Origin of the sequence: Halobacteriovorax vibrionivorans (assembly GCF_003346865.1) — a bacterium.
GTDB classification, from domain to species: Bacteria; Bdellovibrionota; Bacteriovoracia; order Bacteriovoracales; family Bacteriovoracaceae; genus Halobacteriovorax_A; species Halobacteriovorax_A vibrionivorans.
This window is the reverse complement of record NZ_QDKL01000001.1, coordinates 749,706-767,969: the sequence shown is the minus strand read 5'-3', so window position 1 is coordinate 767,969 and position 18,264 is coordinate 749,706. Positions and strand designations below refer to the sequence as shown.

Annotated in this window: 14 protein-coding genes and 1 tRNA gene; 12 read left to right on the top strand and 3 right to left on the bottom strand. The window is 35.5% G+C overall.

All coding sequences use genetic code 11. The annotated features are described in order from the left end of the window. The first annotated feature begins 29 nt into the window (after positions 1-29). The 7 genes from DAY19_RS03670 to DAY19_RS03640 all read left to right on the top strand — a co-directional run bounded on the left by DAY19_RS03670 (position 30) and on the right by DAY19_RS03640 (position 8,431). The gene (locus tag DAY19_RS03670) at positions 30-1,250 is read left to right on the top strand and encodes a type II secretion system F family protein (RefSeq protein ID WP_114705827.1); all 1,221 of its coding nucleotides are present in this window, start codon (positions 30-32) and stop codon (positions 1,248-1,250) included. After that, positions 1,250-1,588, top strand: coding sequence for a DUF192 domain-containing protein (locus DAY19_RS03665; protein ID WP_114705826.1), 339 nt, complete (start codon positions 1,250-1,252; stop codon positions 1,586-1,588). The genes DAY19_RS03670 and DAY19_RS03665 overlap by 1 nt, the downstream gene beginning before the upstream one ends. Beyond that, positions 1,576-3,147, top strand: coding sequence for an FHA domain-containing protein (locus DAY19_RS03660; protein ID WP_114705825.1), 1,572 nt, complete (start codon positions 1,576-1,578; stop codon positions 3,145-3,147). Before DAY19_RS03665 ends, DAY19_RS03660 begins: the two co-directional genes overlap by 13 nt. 24 nt (positions 3,148-3,171) lie before the next feature. Then, positions 3,172-4,140: an FHA domain-containing protein gene (locus DAY19_RS03655; protein ID WP_158536775.1), complete on the top strand. Its 969-nt coding sequence runs from the start codon at positions 3,172-3,174 to the stop codon at positions 4,138-4,140. Next, positions 4,121-6,379 (top strand): FHA domain-containing protein, encoded by a 2,259-nt coding sequence (locus DAY19_RS03650; protein WP_114705823.1) that lies wholly within the window; start codon positions 4,121-4,123, stop codon positions 6,377-6,379. The genes DAY19_RS03655 and DAY19_RS03650 overlap by 20 nt, the downstream gene beginning before the upstream one ends. Then, a complete protein-coding gene (locus DAY19_RS03645) occupies positions 6,376-7,119 on the top strand; it encodes a PP2C family protein-serine/threonine phosphatase (RefSeq protein ID WP_114705822.1) in 744 nt (247 codons plus the stop codon). Before DAY19_RS03650 ends, DAY19_RS03645 begins: the two co-directional genes overlap by 4 nt. Positions 7,120-7,195: 76 nt before the next feature. Beyond that, positions 7,196-8,431: a response regulator gene (locus tag DAY19_RS03640; RefSeq protein ID WP_114705821.1), complete on the top strand. Its 1,236-nt coding sequence runs from the start codon at positions 7,196-7,198 to the stop codon at positions 8,429-8,431. A 2-nt stretch (positions 8,432-8,433) separates the two neighbouring features. On the opposite strand, the gene DAY19_RS03635 is transcribed toward DAY19_RS03640, so the two are convergent. Beyond that, the gene (locus DAY19_RS03635; RefSeq protein ID WP_158536774.1) at positions 8,434-9,099 is read right to left on the bottom strand and encodes a biotin--[acetyl-CoA-carboxylase] ligase; all 666 of its coding nucleotides are present in this window, start codon (positions 9,097-9,099) and stop codon (positions 8,434-8,436) included. 56 nt (positions 9,100-9,155) lie between these two features. On the opposite strand from DAY19_RS03635, the gene rph reads away from it, so the two are divergent. The 3 genes from rph to DAY19_RS03620 all read left to right on the top strand — a co-directional run bounded on the left by rph (position 9,156) and on the right by DAY19_RS03620 (position 10,582). Next, the gene (rph, locus tag DAY19_RS03630) at positions 9,156-9,863 is read left to right on the top strand and encodes a ribonuclease PH (RefSeq protein WP_114705819.1); all 708 of its coding nucleotides are present in this window, start codon (positions 9,156-9,158) and stop codon (positions 9,861-9,863) included. After that, complete coding sequence (gene rdgB / locus DAY19_RS03625) at positions 9,863-10,435, top strand: RdgB/HAM1 family non-canonical purine NTP pyrophosphatase (RefSeq protein WP_114705818.1); 573 nt, start codon at positions 9,863-9,865, stop codon at positions 10,433-10,435. Before rph ends, rdgB begins: the two co-directional genes overlap by 1 nt. A gap of 70 nt (positions 10,436-10,505) precedes the next feature. Then, positions 10,506-10,582, top strand: a tRNA-Pro gene (locus DAY19_RS03620). A 24-nt stretch (positions 10,583-10,606) separates the two neighbouring features. Here the strand turns inward: DAY19_RS03620 and DAY19_RS03615 are convergent. Next, on the bottom strand, positions 10,607-11,740 hold the full coding sequence (locus tag DAY19_RS03615; protein WP_114705817.1) for an HD-GYP domain-containing protein: 1,134 nt from the start codon (positions 11,738-11,740) through the stop codon (positions 10,607-10,609). A gap of 231 nt (positions 11,741-11,971) precedes the next feature. Between DAY19_RS03615 and smc the strand changes: the two genes are divergently transcribed. Both smc and DAY19_RS03605 read left to right on the top strand, forming a co-directional pair. After that, positions 11,972-15,655 carry a chromosome segregation protein SMC gene (gene smc / locus DAY19_RS03610; RefSeq protein WP_158536773.1) on the top strand — a complete coding sequence of 1,228 codons (3,684 nt, stop codon included), beginning with the start codon at positions 11,972-11,974 and terminating at the stop codon, positions 15,653-15,655. Continuing rightward, the gene (locus DAY19_RS03605; RefSeq protein ID WP_114705815.1) at positions 15,655-16,251 is read left to right on the top strand and encodes an outer membrane lipoprotein carrier protein LolA; all 597 of its coding nucleotides are present in this window, start codon (positions 15,655-15,657) and stop codon (positions 16,249-16,251) included. The genes smc and DAY19_RS03605 overlap by 1 nt, the downstream gene beginning before the upstream one ends. Here the strand turns inward: DAY19_RS03605 and DAY19_RS03600 are convergent. Beyond that, entirely contained in the window at positions 16,232-18,190 is a 1,959-nt protein-coding gene (locus DAY19_RS03600) for a lytic transglycosylase domain-containing protein (RefSeq protein ID WP_114705814.1), read from the bottom strand. The two genes, DAY19_RS03605 and DAY19_RS03600, sit on opposite strands and share 20 nt — an antisense overlap. Positions 18,191-18,264 lie beyond the last annotated feature (74 nt).

Genomic DNA, 18,264 nt, shown 5'->3' with positions numbered 1-18,264 from the left:
AAATCAATTATTTTTGATATTCTTATGTTATGACTAAAGGTCTCATAACTTTACTTATTTTCTATGTGGTTACGACATTTACATCTTTTGATGTCAGTGCCCAAACATATAGTGATTACTCGCAACGAGACTTTGCTGCTCTTCTTAAAGAGTCTTGTGATAAAGGCGCGCAAGCAAGTTGTTTTGAATTAGGTCTTCTTTATCAAAACTTTACTGGAAAAAACTTTAAACAAGATGGAATCAATTATCCTAAAGAAGGGAAAAAGATAATACAACAGGCATGTCAAAATGGTGAGCGTAATGCGTGTGATTATCTTCAAGGTGCTGAACTGTTTAAGAGTTCACAACTTCTTATGTGGTCTTCTATCATTCTCATTGGGATTGCTGTCTACATTGTTACCCAAATGATGTTTCAAGATAATGACTCTTTCCAGGCGGCACAAAAGCTTGAAGAAGGTGATTCGAAGAAACAGGATGAATTTAAAAAACACGGTATTGTTCTACAATATTCAAGGCCATTTTTTAAACGCTACATTTCTCCCATTGTTTCTTCAATGAAGAACAAAAAGAAGATAAAAGAAAAATATCGTAGGAAGCTAGCAAGTGCTGGTTTAACTGAAGTTCTTACAACTGAAGATTTTTATGCATTTAAGCTTTTCCTAATTATAGGATTCCCAATTGTATTTCTAGGGGTTAGAGAGTTTATGGATGCTGATTGGCAGCTTTCGTTAATTCCGGTTGTTGCAGCAGTTGGTTTTGTATATCCAGATATCTGGATCAAGGGAAAGATTGATCAAAGACAAAAAGACATTATTTCAGGGATGCCTTTTTCCGTTGATATGTTGGCCCTGTCAGTTGAAGCAGGACTTGATTTCGTCGCTGCCATGACAAAAGTTGTAGATAAAGCAAAGCCGGGCCCATTAACACAAGAGTTTGAAATATTTTTAAAGGAAACTAAAATTGGTGCGAGTCGAGCAGAGGCCCTAAGGAATATGGCCTGGCGTGTAGACCTCATTCAAATATCTTCATTTTGTGCTACTTTGATTGCTGCTGATTCTGTTGGTGCATCAATCGGACCTATCCTTAAAGCACTATCCGTTGAGATTAGACAAAAGAAATCAGCACAAATTGAAAAAGAAGGTGCTACTGCAGCAACAAAAATTCTATTTCCAATGATGGCATTTATTGTTCCTTCTGTTCTTTTAATGATCTTTGCTCCTTTAATCGTAGATCTTGTTGGAGGTAATTAATGAAGATTACCTGTGGCCAGTATCAAATTTGTAACAATGCAATCGTTGCAGATTCATTCTTTAAAAAATTAAAAGGATTAATGTTCTCAGATCGTATGGATGGATTTGATGGAATGGTTTTCTACGGAACAAACGCAATCCATACCTGCTTCATGAATTATAAAATTGATGTTGTTTTCTTTAATCGAAAAAATGAAATTATAAAAATATATAGAGGTTTAAAACCTTGGAGACATACACAAATTGTTTTTAAGGCAAGTAGAGTTCTTGAACTGGCCAATGGACAACTTCCATTAGAAGTAAAAGAAGGGGATCATTTAGATATATGTACAAGTTAGTTGTAGTAGCAGGAAAGCTACGTGGTACAGAATATAAGTTAGAAGAAGGTGAAAACACTCTAGGAAGAAGTGAAGAGTGTGATGTACACTTCCCTGTTAATGGTGTCTCTAAAAAGCACCTTTCAGTAACAGTAACTCAAGATGTTGCCTTTGTTAAAGACTTGGGAAGTTCAAATGGTACTTTCATCAATGGGAAGGCAATTAAGCGAGCAACTGTAAAAAATGGGGATAAGATCGCTCTTCCAGATTCAATCCTTCAAGTTGTCTATGTTAAAGAAAAGAAAAAGATAATTAAAAAGCGTGTAGAAACACACGAAGAAGATGATGAACCAACATATATTTCAGGTGGTGAAATGCCTGAAAATATTTTTGGAAAGGTTATTTGGTTATTTAAATATCGTTTAATGCCTGTTGTTCATGGAATTAATGAAGAATATGAATGGCGTGTTCTCACAGGTATTTTACTGGCTCTTTTTGTTCTTGTTACAGTTACTTTAACAATCTTCCCAGTAATGAAAACATCACAAAGTCTACTTCTAATGGAAGTTGCAAAGCGTGGTGCTCATTATGCCGATGAAATCAAAAGATTAAATCGTGGAGCTTTGGCGAGAAAAGACCTGGATCGTGTTGATACGAAGTTTATGGAGCAAGGTAATAACGGTGTTGTCTCTTATGATCTTTTTGATATTGATGGACGAATCGTTAGGCCTTTAACAAAACTTAATATGTACATCGATGACTCATTCTCCGTACAGGTTAGAGAATGGGCCGAGAGAACAAAGAAGAATGATGGTGATCTACCAATCGTTAGAAGACTTGCAAATGGTGAAATTGGAATTGGTCAGAAAATCAAAGCGACAAACGTTAAAACCGGTATGCTTGATGTCGTTGGTGTTATTGCGATTCGATTTAAACCATCATCAATTGCTGATGAAGCATCAAAAAGCCGAGTGGCATATCTTGAAGCTCTAATTACATCATTTATTGCTTCAATCGTATTTTTTGCAATTGTCTACTATATGACGATTCGTCATTTTGATGAAATGAGATTTCAAATTGAAGAGGCTCTACGTGGTACGAGAAAGAGTATCGAAAGTAGTTATTTATGGGAAGAGATTGATCCATTACGATCTTCAATTAATTCAATGATACAACGAATTAGAGAACTACAAAAAACTGATGATGACATGAGCTTTGATGAACTAGAGAGTGATGAGACTTATGTCGCAAATTTATATGAATTTATGCAAGGAGCACATGGCGCTGTTATTGTATTAGATTCGCAAAAAAACTTGGCACATATAAATACGCTGGCAGAAGATATTACAGCTATTCGAGGAAGCTCATCAGAAGGGATGAGTCTATTGGATGTTGCCAGAGAAAAAGGCTTTGCAGCTACAATTATAGAGCTTTGTGATGCATCTGCAGATAATGGTGGAACATCTCAAAAAGGTGAATATGAGCTATCAGGGCACTACTATAATATTTATGTAACGAGTTTGATAGGACGAGATAATTATGCAAAAGCGTTCTATGTTACACTAATTAAAGAGGATTAATAAAGAATGGTCGCTGCTATAAGGATGACAAAAAATTTATCTGCTCCTGAAAGTGCTGGGAAATACCACCGTATTATCTGCATGACAGGAAAGAATAAGGGAATTTGTTATTACCTTAATGGTAAGCGCGTTGTGCTTGGCCGTCTGAGTTCAAATGATGTTCAAGTACTAGATACACAGGCCTCACGAGAGCATGTTGAATTGACTCGAGTTAATAATGAATACACGTTAACTGATTTAAAGTCACAGAACGGGGTTATGGTAAATGATCTTAAGGTTACTCAACATAAGTTAAAGTCTGGCGATAAAATTATTATTGGTTCAACTGTATTTAAATACTCTTTCCTAGAGGTTAAAGAAGAAAAAGCATTAGTTGAGTTCGAAGATGAGGATGAAGAAGACGAGGAAGAAGAGGAAGAGGTAAAAAAGACTAAGCCAAAAAAGAAGAAAGTTGATAGTAAAGAAGCAAAAAGAAAAAAGCTTATATATGGCCTAGCTGCAATTATGTTGATCTTTTTCTTTATGGATGGGGATACTGAACAGGTAAAGAAAGCAAAATCAAATAAAACAGGAAGTACCGTAATTGAGTCGAGCAATAAAAATACAGGGATTCAATATAAAGAAGACTTAGAGGTAAAAGAAAAAGTAGAGGCCTATATCCATCGTGGAAGACGTGAGGCGCGAGAAGGAAACTATTTTAGGGCCATGCAAGAGTTTAATCTTGCCTTAACCTTGGATCCAAATGATGGTGAAGCTGCATATCACTTGAATATTGCTAAACAAAGACTTGATGAAAAGATTAAAGATATGTTTGATCAAGCAACTAAGAACAAAGATTCACTTAAATATTCAAGGGCCTTAGGGACCTATTGTGCAATTTATAAATTATTAATTGAATATAAAACAGATGAGCGTTTTATTGAGGCCAAAAAGAACGTTGAAGATATGGCCGAAAAACTTGGGATGAAAAAGAGTGATAATTACTGTTTCTAAAAATGGAACAATTTTAAATAACTACGAGTTTACTGACCAAGTAATCTTAGGCCAAAGTGCGTCTTTTTTAATCGGAAGATCTGATGATGCTCAGGTAAAACTTGAAGATCCACAAGTTTCACGTCAATTGGCCAGTTTGAATTATAATGGTGTTTCTTGGACTATTAAAAAACTATCGGATTACGATACGATATTGCTAAATAACACTCCTATGTTTGACTCTGAAGTTGAAGTTAAGAGTAATTATTTTATTGTTTGTAATGATTATCGAATAACATTCACAGAATTAGAGGCCAATGTTGTAAATGATGTTGCAGAGTCGCACGATCATCAAGACGTAAATGACACTCCAGCAGAACTTGATGACGAAGTGGATATTCCAATTGTGGAAGAAGAAGATGAAACTTCTGTTATGGATAACCCTGAAAATGGAGAAATTGAGGATGATGCCCAAACGCAAGAGTTTGACTTAAACGATGAAGGGCCAGTTCAAGAAGACTTTCAGGAACAAGTTCAAGATGACTTTAATGACTCTTTTGAAAGTGATGCACCTTCTGACGATTTTCAGATGGATGGAAATCAAGAAGAAGGATTTGGTGACTTTCAGGATGATGGTTATTCAGAAGAATATAATGATGAGTATGGTGATCAAAATTACGATATCGACACACTAGATGATGATGCTGGTGATAAGACACAAGTATTTAGTGGGTTTGCAAATTTTATATTAGAGTTATTTGGTGAGGATGTTCCTTACGATCACTTTAATCTCGACCAAGCTGAAACATTTATTGGAAGAGACCCAAATAAATGTCAAATTGTCTTAAGTGACCCTGAGGTTTCATCAGTACACGCAGTTATACGTAAGAATAGAATTACTTGTGTTCTTGAAGATTTACAATCTGCTAACGGTACAATTCTTAATGGAAAGAGGATAAATCAAAAAGAAATCACCAATGGTGATGAATTTATTATTGGTTCAACGACGTTCACTGTAAAAATTGCAAGTGACTTCATTAAAAGTCAGCAGGATATGCTGATGCCAGTTGAAGATAATCAGGAAATCGAAATCGAGGAAGTTGTAGAAGTTTCAGATGATGACGATTTAGGTGATCTTGAATTATCTGATATGCCTGATGATACCGAAGAAAAATCAATCATCAAAAAAATACTAAAAGATCCGGAAAAACGTAAAAAAGTTCTAATTTATACTGTCGTATTGTTAGGGGTTTATATGTTTTTATTTCCTGATAGTGAGCCTCAACAGAAAAAGAGTGCTAAGGATAAGCAAGCTCAAGAGCAAAAAAAGAAAGCAGTTGTTACATCTGTCGATAAGAGACTAACTAAAGAACAACAAGAAAAAGCAGAAGCTTTATACCAACTTGCCACTCGCTACGCTAACGAAGGAAATGTTGTACGAGCAATTACAGAATTTGAAAAACTTTTCTTAATCACAAAAGACTATAAGCAGGCGCAGACTTTCTATCAGTTAGCAAAAGATAAATATGCAGAGCTTGAAAAAGCTGAGCAAGAAAGAAGGGCCGAAGAAAAAAGACAACTTATAAAGGCCAAAGTTGATAAATTGTTAGAAAAAGCTCAAGCAGCTGTAAAAGAAAAGAACGTCACTTTAGCAAGAGGACTCTTTCAGCAAATTAAGGAGCTTGATCCAGATAATTATGATGTTGCAAATTTAGAGTTAGAAATAAATGCATATGTAAAAGAGAAGAATCGAAAAGAATTAGAAGAGGCCCAAAAGAAGGCAGAAAGACAAAGAATGGTCGACGCATTAAGGCCAGGTGAGAAATTATTCTTACAAGAAGAGTGGTTTAAAGCTGTGAATGCACTTGAATTGTTTATAAGTGAAAAAAATATCGACGAAGATTTAATGAAGAAGGCAGTCGATATGTTAAAGAAATCACGACAAAATTTGAAAAATATTACTGGACCTTTATTGGGTAAAGCAAGATCCTTAAAAGAAGCTGAGGACTTAAAAGCTTCTTATGAAGTCTTTAAAGAAGTTCTGCAATACAACCCAAATGAGATTGATGCTCAAAATGAGCTTGATGATATTAATGAGATACTTACTGAACGTGCCCGCAAAGTTTATCGACAGGGTCTTGTCTCTGAATCACTAGGTGCTTTTGAAGAGGCTAGAGAGAAGTTTCAGGAAGTTCAACAAATCTCACCTGTAGATAATGAGTATTATATCAAAGCCTCTAAAAGGTTAAAAAACTTATGAGAGAACTTGAAAGCTTTTTTGCTCGCACACATCAAGGGCCATATTTAAATCTAAATGAAGATAGTACCTATATTAATTTAAAGCAGAAAATATTTGGTGTTTTTGATGGCTTTGGTGGAAGTGGGATTTCTGATTTAAACCTCGAATCAGTGACTAAATCGATTGAAAACTATTTTACAAAGTTATCAGGTGATCCAAATGCAACGATGCCTTATTTTTATTCACCTCAATATGTTTTAGAGACTAATGCATTAGTGAATGCCATGATGATTGCTCATAAAAACTTAATGGCCATTAATAAGAAGAAAGAGATGAAGGATAAAGGTGGTGTTTCGGTTGCATTAACAATGTTATCGGAAAATATTCTATCTGTTGTTTCATGTGGCAATTGCGTTGCACTTTTATATCGAGACGGTGCTTTATCACAAATCAGCGCACCAGATTCACCAACTCAAATATCAACTTCAGATAATACTCATCATAAAAGTACATTTCCTCTTGTTGCATTGGGGCTCTATGAAGAGATTTCTCCAAAAATATGGGAAGTAAATGTAATGCCACATGATAAAGTAATTCTTCTATCGGATGGGGTTTATGGAAGCCTTTCATTAAATGATATAAAACGTGTTGTTCAAGAATTGGGCCCTGATGAAGTGACTCAAATCGACGGCCTTTTTAATTTTGCTAATCGAAAAGGTAATTTAGACAATCAGTCGGCCATTATTTTCTCAATTTTATAATATAATTAAATAATCCTAGTAAAACTCAATACTTGCTTAGCTGGATTTTTTGCGTAACAATATATTGAGGTTTTATATGAGTAGAAAGGTATTAGTTGCTGACGATAGTCAGACGATTCAAAAAGTAATCAAAATTACATTTGCAAGCCAAGACTTTGAGCTTACTCCTGTATTGGATGAAGAGGATATTTTCAACCAAAGTGAAGACTTTGATTTGATTTTATTAGACTTTGGTCTTGCTGATGACGGTTATGGCCTTGGTCGAAAAGTTCGAGAGAGGTTTTCACAAACTCCTATTCTCGCAATGCTAGGGACATTTGATATCATTGATGAAGAGAAGCTACGTAGTAGCGGATATTCAGATAAAGTTGTAAAGCCTTTCGAAACTGAAAAGTTTATCAATTTATGTAATGACTTAATTGAAAATGGTGTTTCTGATGAACAGCCAATTGAAGATAGCGAAGAGTTTCCTCAGGAAGACTCTGAGGATGATAACTTCTCTGGTTGGGGTGTCGATACGACTCAAGGTGAATTTGAAGAAGAAGATCAGACAGGTGAGTTTCACCTCGATGATAAGCAAGATATTGATTCTCTAGAAAATGAAGAAACGATCGATCCTTCAGATTTAAGCTCTGAGTTAGACGGTTGGGGCTTTGATCCAACAAATTTAAAAGGTAGCGATGTAACAGGTGATTTTGATTCTCTGCCTCCTGTTATTGAAGGGCAAGAAATTAGTTCTGAGAATGAAGCACCAGATATAAATCAAGAGGCGGCTTCGACAGTTTTAGATGTTAGTAATTATTTTGGAAGTCTTGATGACGAGCTTGATGATGACTTTCCTCAAGAAGAGCCTATTATTGAGGAGCCACGATCTCAATATACTAGTGAAGAACTTTCTGCTGAAGAAGATGCTACAGATGAATCAGATGACTTCCCACAAGAGATCGCAGATGAGAATCTTTGGGATGTTGATGAAGAAGTTTCTCAAGCATTTTCATCACCAGAAGAAGATGAGCACGAAATTGATGTTTCTAATGCTAGTGAAATGAATGATAATTTCTCTTTTGAGCGCACAACAACAGCTCTTGTTAATAAAGGTGCATCAAAGCAGGCACCAAGTGTTGATATGGAAGACTTAAAAGCTTCATTAAGAGCTGACGTCGCACCTATCATTGAAAAATATGCAAAAGAATATTGCGAACAAAACCTAGAGAAGATTATTTGGGAAATTGTTCCAGATCTTGCAGAGAACCTAATTAAAAAAGAACTTAAGACAATCTCAAAAAAAGTTCTTACTTCAATTTCAGAATAAAACTAATCCAATAAGAGAGAGCCTGTATAGGCTTTCTCTATTTTATCTCCGTTTTTAATCAATGCTTCACCATATTCACCAATGCCTTCAAATGTGCCAGTGATAATCTCATCACCATCAATAACTTTACATTTTTGATTGATATGAAAGCTTAATCGACTCCATTTTGAGATAATGTCATGATCGTTTAATCGATTCTCACAGATATACTTATAAATTTGCTCCGGTAGAGTCTTGTACTCTTCTTCGTTAAGTAAGTGACCTGATTTTAGCTGTCCATAGTTATTATGAGTGGACTTCGTAACTGGGCCATAATTTATTCCAATACCAATAATGTAATCATCTCCCTCTTTATTTACGAGGATTCCAATGACCTTCTTTCCTTTTTCATTGTAAATATCGTTAGGCCATTTGAGACTTAAATTATCTTCATCAAAATACTTCGCAAGAGTAATCGCAATTTCTAGTGCCAGAAGAGTAGGCTTACCTGTAGGGCTAATATTAAATGAGAAAGCTAGACTATTTTCGAGATCTTCCCAATTATTATCTCTTCTACCTCTTCCTTGTGTTTGCTTCTGTGCGCTAATTAGAATTGAATTGTGTTCTTCAATTAATTCAATAGCTTTAAGTTGGGTAGAGGGAAGTTCTTTAAAGTGTAAGTGTTTCATAGGCTTTCTCATTATGTTATTATCGAAGAATACTAATAAAATCAGAGGTATTCAATATGTCACTAATCGAACGTTCTACTCCAAGAGAAGTTAACTTTTCTATTAATATTAACCCTTATGCAGCCGGTTCTGTACTAGCTGAATTTGGTAACACAAAAGTTCATATTACAGCTTCAATTGAAGATAATGTTCCAAGGTGGATGAAAGGCAGTGGAAAAGGTTGGGTGACGGCCGAATATTCAATGCTTCCAAGTTCAACTCATACTCGCTCAAGACGTGAACGCTCTAAAATTGGAGGACGAACTCAGGAAATTCAAAGGTTAATTGGACGAAGCTTAAGGGCCGTCGTTGATCTTGAAAAGCTTGGTGAGCGAATGATTACGCTAGATTGTGACGTAATGGTTGCAGATGGTGGTACAAGAACAACTTCTATCTCTGGCTCTTTTATTGCTCTTGAATTGGCAATTCAATCATTACTTGCAAGTGGTGACTTAAAAGAAAGTCCAATTATTGAACCATTGGCCGCAATTAGTTGTGGAATTAATAAAGAAGGTAAGATTATTGCTGATTTAAATTATGAAGAAGATTCAAGTTGTGACACAGATATGAATATTGTTATGACTGAGTCTGGAAAGTTTATTGAAGTTCAAGGAACGGCCGAAGGCCAGGCATTTTCAAGAGAACAAATGGATGCTCTTATGGATTGTGCAACAGAGTCATTAAAAATTGTATTTGCAAAACAAAAAGAAACTTTAGGACAGTAATGAACTTTATTCTTGCATCTGGTAATGCCCACAAGGCCGAAGAGTTTGGTATTCTTTTTAAAGATAGTAACGTTACCGTAAAGGCAGCACCAACTAAATTAGAAGTGGTTGAAGATGGAACAACCTATCAAGAAAATGCCTTAAAAAAAGCACAGGCATATTATGAAGAATTTAAAAAGCCTGTTCTTGCAGATGACTCCGGAATTAATGTAGAGGCATTACCTGATGAGTTGGGAATTTTCTCTGCTCGTTTTGGGGGAGAAGGTTTAACAGATAAACAAAGAGCTGAGCTTCTTTTAGAGAAGCTTTTAGACAAAGAAAAACGTGAAGCTTTCTTTACTTGTGTTCTGTGTTTCTATATTTCACCTGAGGAAATATATTTTTTTGAGGGGCGCATGGAAGGTGAGATTTCAGATAGTTATGTGGGAGATGGTGGCTTTGGTTACGATCCCGTATTCTGCCCTAAAGCCTTTCCCAATAAGACCGTAGCTGAATTAGAAGAGTGGAAGAATGCAAATTCTCATCGAGCGAAGGCCGTTGAGAGTGCTGTGAAATTTTTTAAGGAACTTTAAATAAGTTTAAGTTCTGGGTTGCCAAAAAGGTTTAGATCACTTATAACAATCACACCCAATTTTTCAATGTCGGAGTATAGCGCAGTTTGGTAGCGCACTTGCTTTGGGAGCAAGGGGTCGCAGGTTCAAATCCTGCTACTCCGACCATTTTTCAAATCCCATAAATTTAACTTATTTTTCAATCTTATTAGGATTATCTGGTGCTTTTGTGAAATTCTCACCAAGCTTCTTTGGTTGTACTTTTTGTACTGGAAGTTCAGCGTGGGCAATTTCAGTGTTGAAGTCTTCTGGAAGTTCTATCATTGTCTTTCCAGTTAAGATTACTTTTGAAACTTTTTTAACAAAGAAATCAAAAATTTCAGCATCGATCTTCTTTCCAACTGTTTTTTTCATAATTTCTAAAGCATCTTCAATTGGAAGTGCTTGTGAATATGAACGCTTTGTTGTGATGGCATCAAAGAAGTCAGCAACAGAAACTACTTTTGAAAAGATGTGGTGGTCAGGTCCTTTTAATCCCTTTGGGTAGCCTGAACCATCAATATTTTCATGGTGTTCAACAATTACTCTTTCAATTGCTTCTTTTTTTAAACCTGGAAAATCTGGGTTAGCTTCTCGAAACAACTCGACACCAAGTTCTGGGTGTTTTTTTATTTCTGCAAATTCTTCATCAGAAAGACCACCAGACTTATTGAGGATTTCAGTTGAAATCTTTGTTTTCCCTAAATCGTGAAGAAGTCCTCCGAGTCCAATTGCTACAAGATCTGCTTCACTGGCCTTAGGTCTATATTGTTTATAGATGAGAACACTATACATACTAACATTTATTGAATGATCGTAAGTGTAGAAGTCGTGAAAAGATAATTCACCGATCAGGTTCTTAAGACTATTGATATCGTAGTCTTTTATAACTCCAACCATGGCCTTCATTGAATCGTGACAACCATCAAGGGCCTCACCAAGAATTTCAGTATTAAATTCTTTTCCTGGATTAAAGATATCATCGAGATGCTTAACAGCTGAGTCTTTAATGGCCGTTACTTTATCAAGAGATTCAAAATCATCATTTTCAGCAAGGGATTGTAAGTAAAGACCTCGTTCTGACTCGAGGACATGAATACGTTGATACTTTTTAAAGTCCTCCACGTCTGCGTCAGTAAGTACTTCACCTGGCTTAACAATTTTCACATAGTGATCCTTGTCTTTTACCGTCGATGAATTGATGTAGATATTATATAGCATCGGCTTTTCTCGTGAAACGAGATGAAAGTCGATTGTGAAATAGACTGTCTTTTGATCTTGGCTCATTGGATTTCTTATCGGCAACTTTGAGTGAATGATGAAGCCCTAGTATTAAATTCGTACAATATAAAGTGGCGTGTTAGTTCTTGTTAGGATTTTGGCTTTGTAAGATATTAAAAACACGTAAGTCTTTTAGCGAAACTTAAATATTAAAAGTGTACGATTTGGTGCTTGAAATGGTACATTAAGCCCTACACAACACACAAAATATAGTAGACATTGACGGAGTGAATCAAAGTGCAACTGAAAAGACTTATTATCCAGGGCTTTAAATCCTTTAAAGATCGTACAATTGTTAATTTTGACGACGGTATTACAGGTATCGTTGGGCCAAATGGATGCGGTAAATCAAATATCGTAGATGCCCTTTTTTGGATTATGGGTGAGCAATCAGCTAAACACCTAAGAGGTAACTCTATGAAGGACCTTATTTTTGCTGGTTCTTCTAAATACAATCCAGCTGCTTGGGCCGAGGCAACTCTTGTCCTAGAAAATACGGATGGTAAGCATATTCACATTGGTGGAAAAGTTGCAAACCCTTCAGAGATTCAATTAACAAGAAAGTTATATAGAAATGGAGATACGGAATATCGTATCAATGGAGAGCCAGCAAGACTCAAAGATATCCAAGAAGTATTTATGGATACTGGTGCTGGTGCAAAGTCTTATTCAATTATTGCTCAAGGTGAAATCAACAGACTTGTTCAAGCAAAACCGGTTGAGCGTCGTACAATGATTGAAGAAGTTGCTGGTATTACGAAATTCAAAGTTCGTAAAAAAGAATCGATGAGAAAGATCGAAGCAACAGAGCAAAACTTAAATCGTCTAAATGATCTTACTGTTGAAATTGAAAAGAATTTAAAATCTCTTCAAAAACAAGCTGAAAAAGCTGAAAGAGCTCGTAACTTAAAAGAGAAAATTAAGCGCACTGAAATCTCTGTTAATGCACACAAGGTTTTTGAAGATCTTCGCGAACTTCGTGATGGTTCATCAGAACTTACTGAAAAAAGAATGAACCTTGAGGCTTGGAGTACACAGAAAGATTCTCTAGAGATATCTCTTGAAGAAGAGCGCTTTGAAAGAGAAGAGAAGACTGCAAAAATTGATGAATTTCAAAAAGAAAGAAATGAGATCTCAAATAAATTAGCTGCTTCAGAAGAAAGGCTTAATGCTCTTTGCAAGTCTCTAACGGATAAGGAAGAGAATTTAGAGCAAAGGCAAAAAGAGATCGAAGAGCTTTCACAAGAGATTGAAGAAAGACTACTGAAGAAAGAAGAAATTGAAACAGAAATTAATGATGTTATCACTTCTTCAAAAGAAGATTATGACTATGAAGCTGCAAGTGAAAAACTTGAAACTTTAAAGTCTGAACTTGAAGATCGCCAATCTCAAATAAATGAAATTGAAGAAGAGTTAAATATTAAAAAAGAAGAGCTTGTTAAAATGGAACAACAAGCCTTTCAAAATAGTTCAAAACTTGAAGAATATGCTGCAACTCTTCAAGACCTTGCAACTGAAATTGAAGCAATTGAAAAACAATACTCAGGTGTTTCAACAGAACTTGCCAAGGAAAGAGACGAGGTTATGGCCGCTAAGAATTTAGCGCAGGAGTTAACTGAATCAGAATCAAACCTGAAAGAAACAGTAAATGAATTAACTATTAAGGATCGTGATCTAGAGAGTGAACTGAAAACTCTTACAAAAGAGCAGATTACGAAACAATCACGCTTATCTTCTTTAAAAGAAATCCGCGCATCTCTAGAAGGTGCAAAAGAAGGTGTATCGAAGTTCTTAAATGAAGTTGACTCGGAAAATTACACTGTTCTAGGAAATATTATCAAGTGTGATGACAAGTACACGAAAGCTGTTACAGCACTTCTTGGAGAGTTCTTAGAGTCTTTAGTTACTTCTGAAAGTGACCTATCTCTTCTGAAAAACTGGGTGTCTGAAAATGATGAGAATGCGCTTGAAATCTTACTTGCTGATAAATCAGCAGATATCATTTCGGCTGAAGCACGTGAAAGACTCCAGGTTAAGCTAGGAGCAGAGCTAACAACGTTAAGTGATATTATTGAATTACCTGAAGAGTATAAAGCGAAACTGACTCCTTATTTATCAAGCTTATTCATCGTTGATACTCTTGACGTTGATAAGGTTGCTTCACTTGAGAGCTCGATCTCATTTGGTGGAATCTCAGATATTGCAGGAAATATTCAAATTAGAAATCGCCGTAATGCGACAGTTCTTCATATCAAAGGATCTGGAGAGCAAGGTCAAAGTGCGATTGAAAGAAATAATACAATTGAAACTCTTGAAAACGAGTTAGTCTCTCTAAATGAAAAAGTTGCCAACCTTGAAGAAGAAGTAAGTGCTTCAAATGAGATGTTAAAGTCGAAAGTTGAAGAACTAGAAGATGCTCGTCTTGCTCTAAGTGAAGCAAGAGCAGATTATGCAGCAAAGAACTCTGCTTTAGAGTCAAAGCTTGCTTCAATGGAATCTGGAAATACGAGACTTGATATTCTTAAGAATCGTAAGGATGAAACGTCTAAGCTTAGACTTGCTATTCTTGAAAAAGAGGAATCATTTCATAAAGAGAAGTCATCACTAGAAGAATCAATTTCAGATATGTCTGAAAGAATTCAAGATCTACGTGATGGATATAATGAGATGAATGAGGTTTATGAAGCTGATCGTGAGGTTTATGTTTCTAAACAAGTTGAGGCCAAGACTTTTGAACAGCGTGTAAATTCACTTCGTTCTCAGTCAGAGGATATTGAAAAACAAATTGAAAAGCAAAAGCTTCGTAAAGAGTCCAATACTGAATTAATTACGAAACTTGAAAATGAAATCGAAACGATTCAAGTTGAGATTGAAGAGCTTGAACTTTCAAATAATGACAAGGCAGATGTTCTTGCAAGTAAAGATGAAGTCCTAAGCATTATGAAAGATGAGTTCTCTGAATTATTACTTGCGATGCAAGAAAGAGAAGAGCAGGTTAAAGAACTCACTAAGAATATCAATAAAGCCGACAAGGAAATTACTGAAAAAGAAGTTCGTCTTGAAAGATGTCTTAATGAAGAAGAAGAGTGCGTACGTAATATTTTTGAGAAGTACCGTGTTGATCTTCGCGAGACTCTTGGTCGCTATCTTGAATATGGTGAGTCTGACTTTGAAAAGCTTAATGATATTTCAACAATGTACTTCATGGAAACTGAGAATGGACCAAAAGAGATTGAAAAAGAATCTTATGAGTTTGTTCGTAAATATGGCCAAGACCTTAAAGACCAAGGGCATAAGCTTAAGAATTATAAGTCTGAGTTTGGTCGCTTAGGTGAGATTAATTGGCAGGCGATTGAAGATTATGACAGACAAAAACTTCGTTATGACTTCTTAAAGGTTCAAGAAGTAGAGCTTAGAAAGTCTCTAGAAGATCTTCAAAATGCGATTGATCACATTGATGAGAAATCAAAAGAAAGATTTAAAATTGCTTTTGAAGAAGTTGATACGAGATTTAGAAAAGTATTCCCAATCATCTTTGGTGGAGGGGAAGCTCGTCTAGAAATCGTTGGAAATATTGAAGATGCAGAATGTGGAGTTGATATTATTGCAAAACCTCCAGGTAAGAAGATGCAAAATATTAACCTAATGTCTGGTGGTGAAAAGGCCATGACTGCGGTTTCACTAATCTTCTCTATCTTCTTAGTTAAGCCATCTCCATTCTGTCTACTGGATGAGGTTGATGCTCCACTTGATGATGCCAACGTAGGACGTTTTAATGAACTTCTTCGTGAAATGAGTGCTGAATCACAGTTCATTCTTATTACACATAATAAGAAAACAATGGAGTTAAACGATACACTATACGGGGTAACAATGCAGGAGCCTGGTGTTTCAAAGGCAGTTTCGGTACAATTACAGTAATGAAAAAACTATTACTACTGACAATTATTTCAAATATGGCCTTGGGATTCGTTCCAAGGTCTTTTTCTACTAAGTATAAACAAATTGTAAAAAATCAATTAACGGGAACGCCTAAAGAGTCTAATGGGACTTTTGATTACCAGTACCCAGGAAAACTTAGACTTGAGCAAGTTGGAACTGATGCTCTTGTTTATGTAACGAATGAAAAGACAACTTGGTATAAGAGAGATGGCTTTATGCCTGGAGATCCTGCTGAGATTGTTATCCATAAGGGAAGTGATAAAGGGCTATCCAACTTCTTTGATCTCTTAAAAAGTGGACTAAAAACAAATAAGAATTACAAGGTTAAAGACAGCGAAAAATATAGTGTACTGGTATTTGAAGAAAAGGCTGTAAAGGACACTGGTGTAATTGAAACAAAGCTTGTTTTTAAATCGACAGATAAGAAATTCAGTAATCTTTCAAAGATTGAAATCAACTATGCTGATGGTAAAAGTGTTAATTTAGAACTATCTAATATTGCCACAAATAAGAAATTTCAAGAGAAGAACTTTATCCTTCAAGTACCAAAAGGTGCTAACGTTTCATATCAATAAAGCCACCGCGAAAGAAGTTCTCTTTCAAAGTAATTGGCTCATCACTTAGTAATCGTGAGTATATGAGATAATTTCTCGTTACAAGTTTTACATATTTTCGTGTTTCTTTGTAAGGGATCTCTTCAATATACTCTAGGTCTGGAAGTTTAATTCGGCTTCTCCAGCGTCTTACCGGTGTACCTCCAGCATTATAGCTGGCCACAAAATCAATAAAGTTATTATCTCTTCTCTTCATTAACTCGTTTAAAAGAAGGCTTGAGAAGGTGATATTAATCTTTGGATTATAAAGGTCTTCATAACTATTGTATGGAATCTTATAGCGTCTAGAAAGACGTTTACCTTGTTCCGGAATTAATTGAAGAAGTCCAAATGCATCGGCAGGTGAGCGTGCGTATTGATTAAAGGCCGACTCCTGTCTAGCTATACTCATAAGTAGTGGAGTTGTGACTGTTTTTGAGCGATTATTCTCAAGGAACTCCTTTTTGAATGCTAAAGGAAATGCAAATTGTGGATCTTTACTTAGAATCTCTTTTTGTTTTTCATCACTTTCTCTGAAGAACTTGAAGATCATAATATTGAAATATTTCGCCGCATATAAGTCACTATAGCTTACATCTTCATTACTATCGATAATCTTCTTAGCAAGTTCTGTATTATTTAAGTATACTGCCCAGGCCAGTTCATCAATTGTAATATCAAACCTTTCACGATAGTTGATGTGTTCAAGTTTTGTATGATTCATATGAGCAATTTGGCCATAGTATCCAAATTGATCTTCTTCTTGAATTCTTTTAAGAAGCTCTTGCGCTTCTTTAAATCGATTAAGCTTTTTTAAGCCTACAAACTTCCAATAAAGAAAACGGTAATTTGCCTCTTCTGATTTACTTTCAAACTGATCAAACCAACTGATCATCTCTTCATAATTTCCAGCTTTGTAATTTGTCCAGGCGAGATTCCATACAATACTTTCGAGATGCTCATGTTCTTTTTCAATTGCTGCATATGCCTTTTTATAAAACTTAATAGAGCGATCATATTTTCTTAAATCTTCAAAAATACCACCGATTGTATAATAAGTCGTTACTACTGAATCGTTTGGAACTTCCTTATATAATAGTAGGTTTCTTAGGACTCTCACTGCTCTTTGTAGATTATCTTCCGTCCAATATATTCTTGCTAAACGAATTGAATACTCAGCATGCTTTTCTTTTAAGTATTCTGATTCACGATTCTTTTGAAGATAGAGTACAAGTCCTCTGATATTTTCACGAAAGCTATCACCTTTACGTTCTCTCTTATATGAGTATGCTAGTCGAAACCAAGCATCGACCTTTTCTTCTTTTGTGGAATCTTTATTTCTAATAACACGACGATAGAAATTTCTCGCCTTTGGGAATTGGCGATCACGCTCAAAACTCTTTCCAACTTCCATAAACTCTTCTGGCTTTGGAGATGTGTTAAAGCGAGGTGAAACTTCAATTAATTTTTCATAGATTCGATCGTATTCATTTGTATTTTGTGGAAATCTTTTTAAACTGTCTTGAAGTAGTCTTTCTGTTTCTCCACGTGTTTTCAAATAATCAATCTTATTTAATACAGCACTTACATAAGTATCATTGTAATAAGGCTTTGAGATTATGGCGTCGATGAGTTCTTCACGGGCCCAGTATGGATATTGTTCTACGTTCTTATATTCTTCACTGAGTTCTTGGATACTCTTTGTACAGTTTTTATGATAATTCGCTCTCAGCCAAGGAGCTAAAGGGAAATCAGTCACTAAAAACTTTTCATATTCTCGACATGAGACTTTGTCGTTCTTTGAAATCTTCACAAGTAGGTTTGTTAATTCACCACTTGCTTTACGCTCCTTTGGTGGACGATCTAAGTTTGTACAAGAGGCCAGAAGTAAAATAAATGTTGTTATAATAATTAATCTCATTACTATCTAGAATAGGCCGAGAAGGTAATTCCTTCAAGTAATTGAAAATAGGCACTTCTGTACCTAAAAAAATT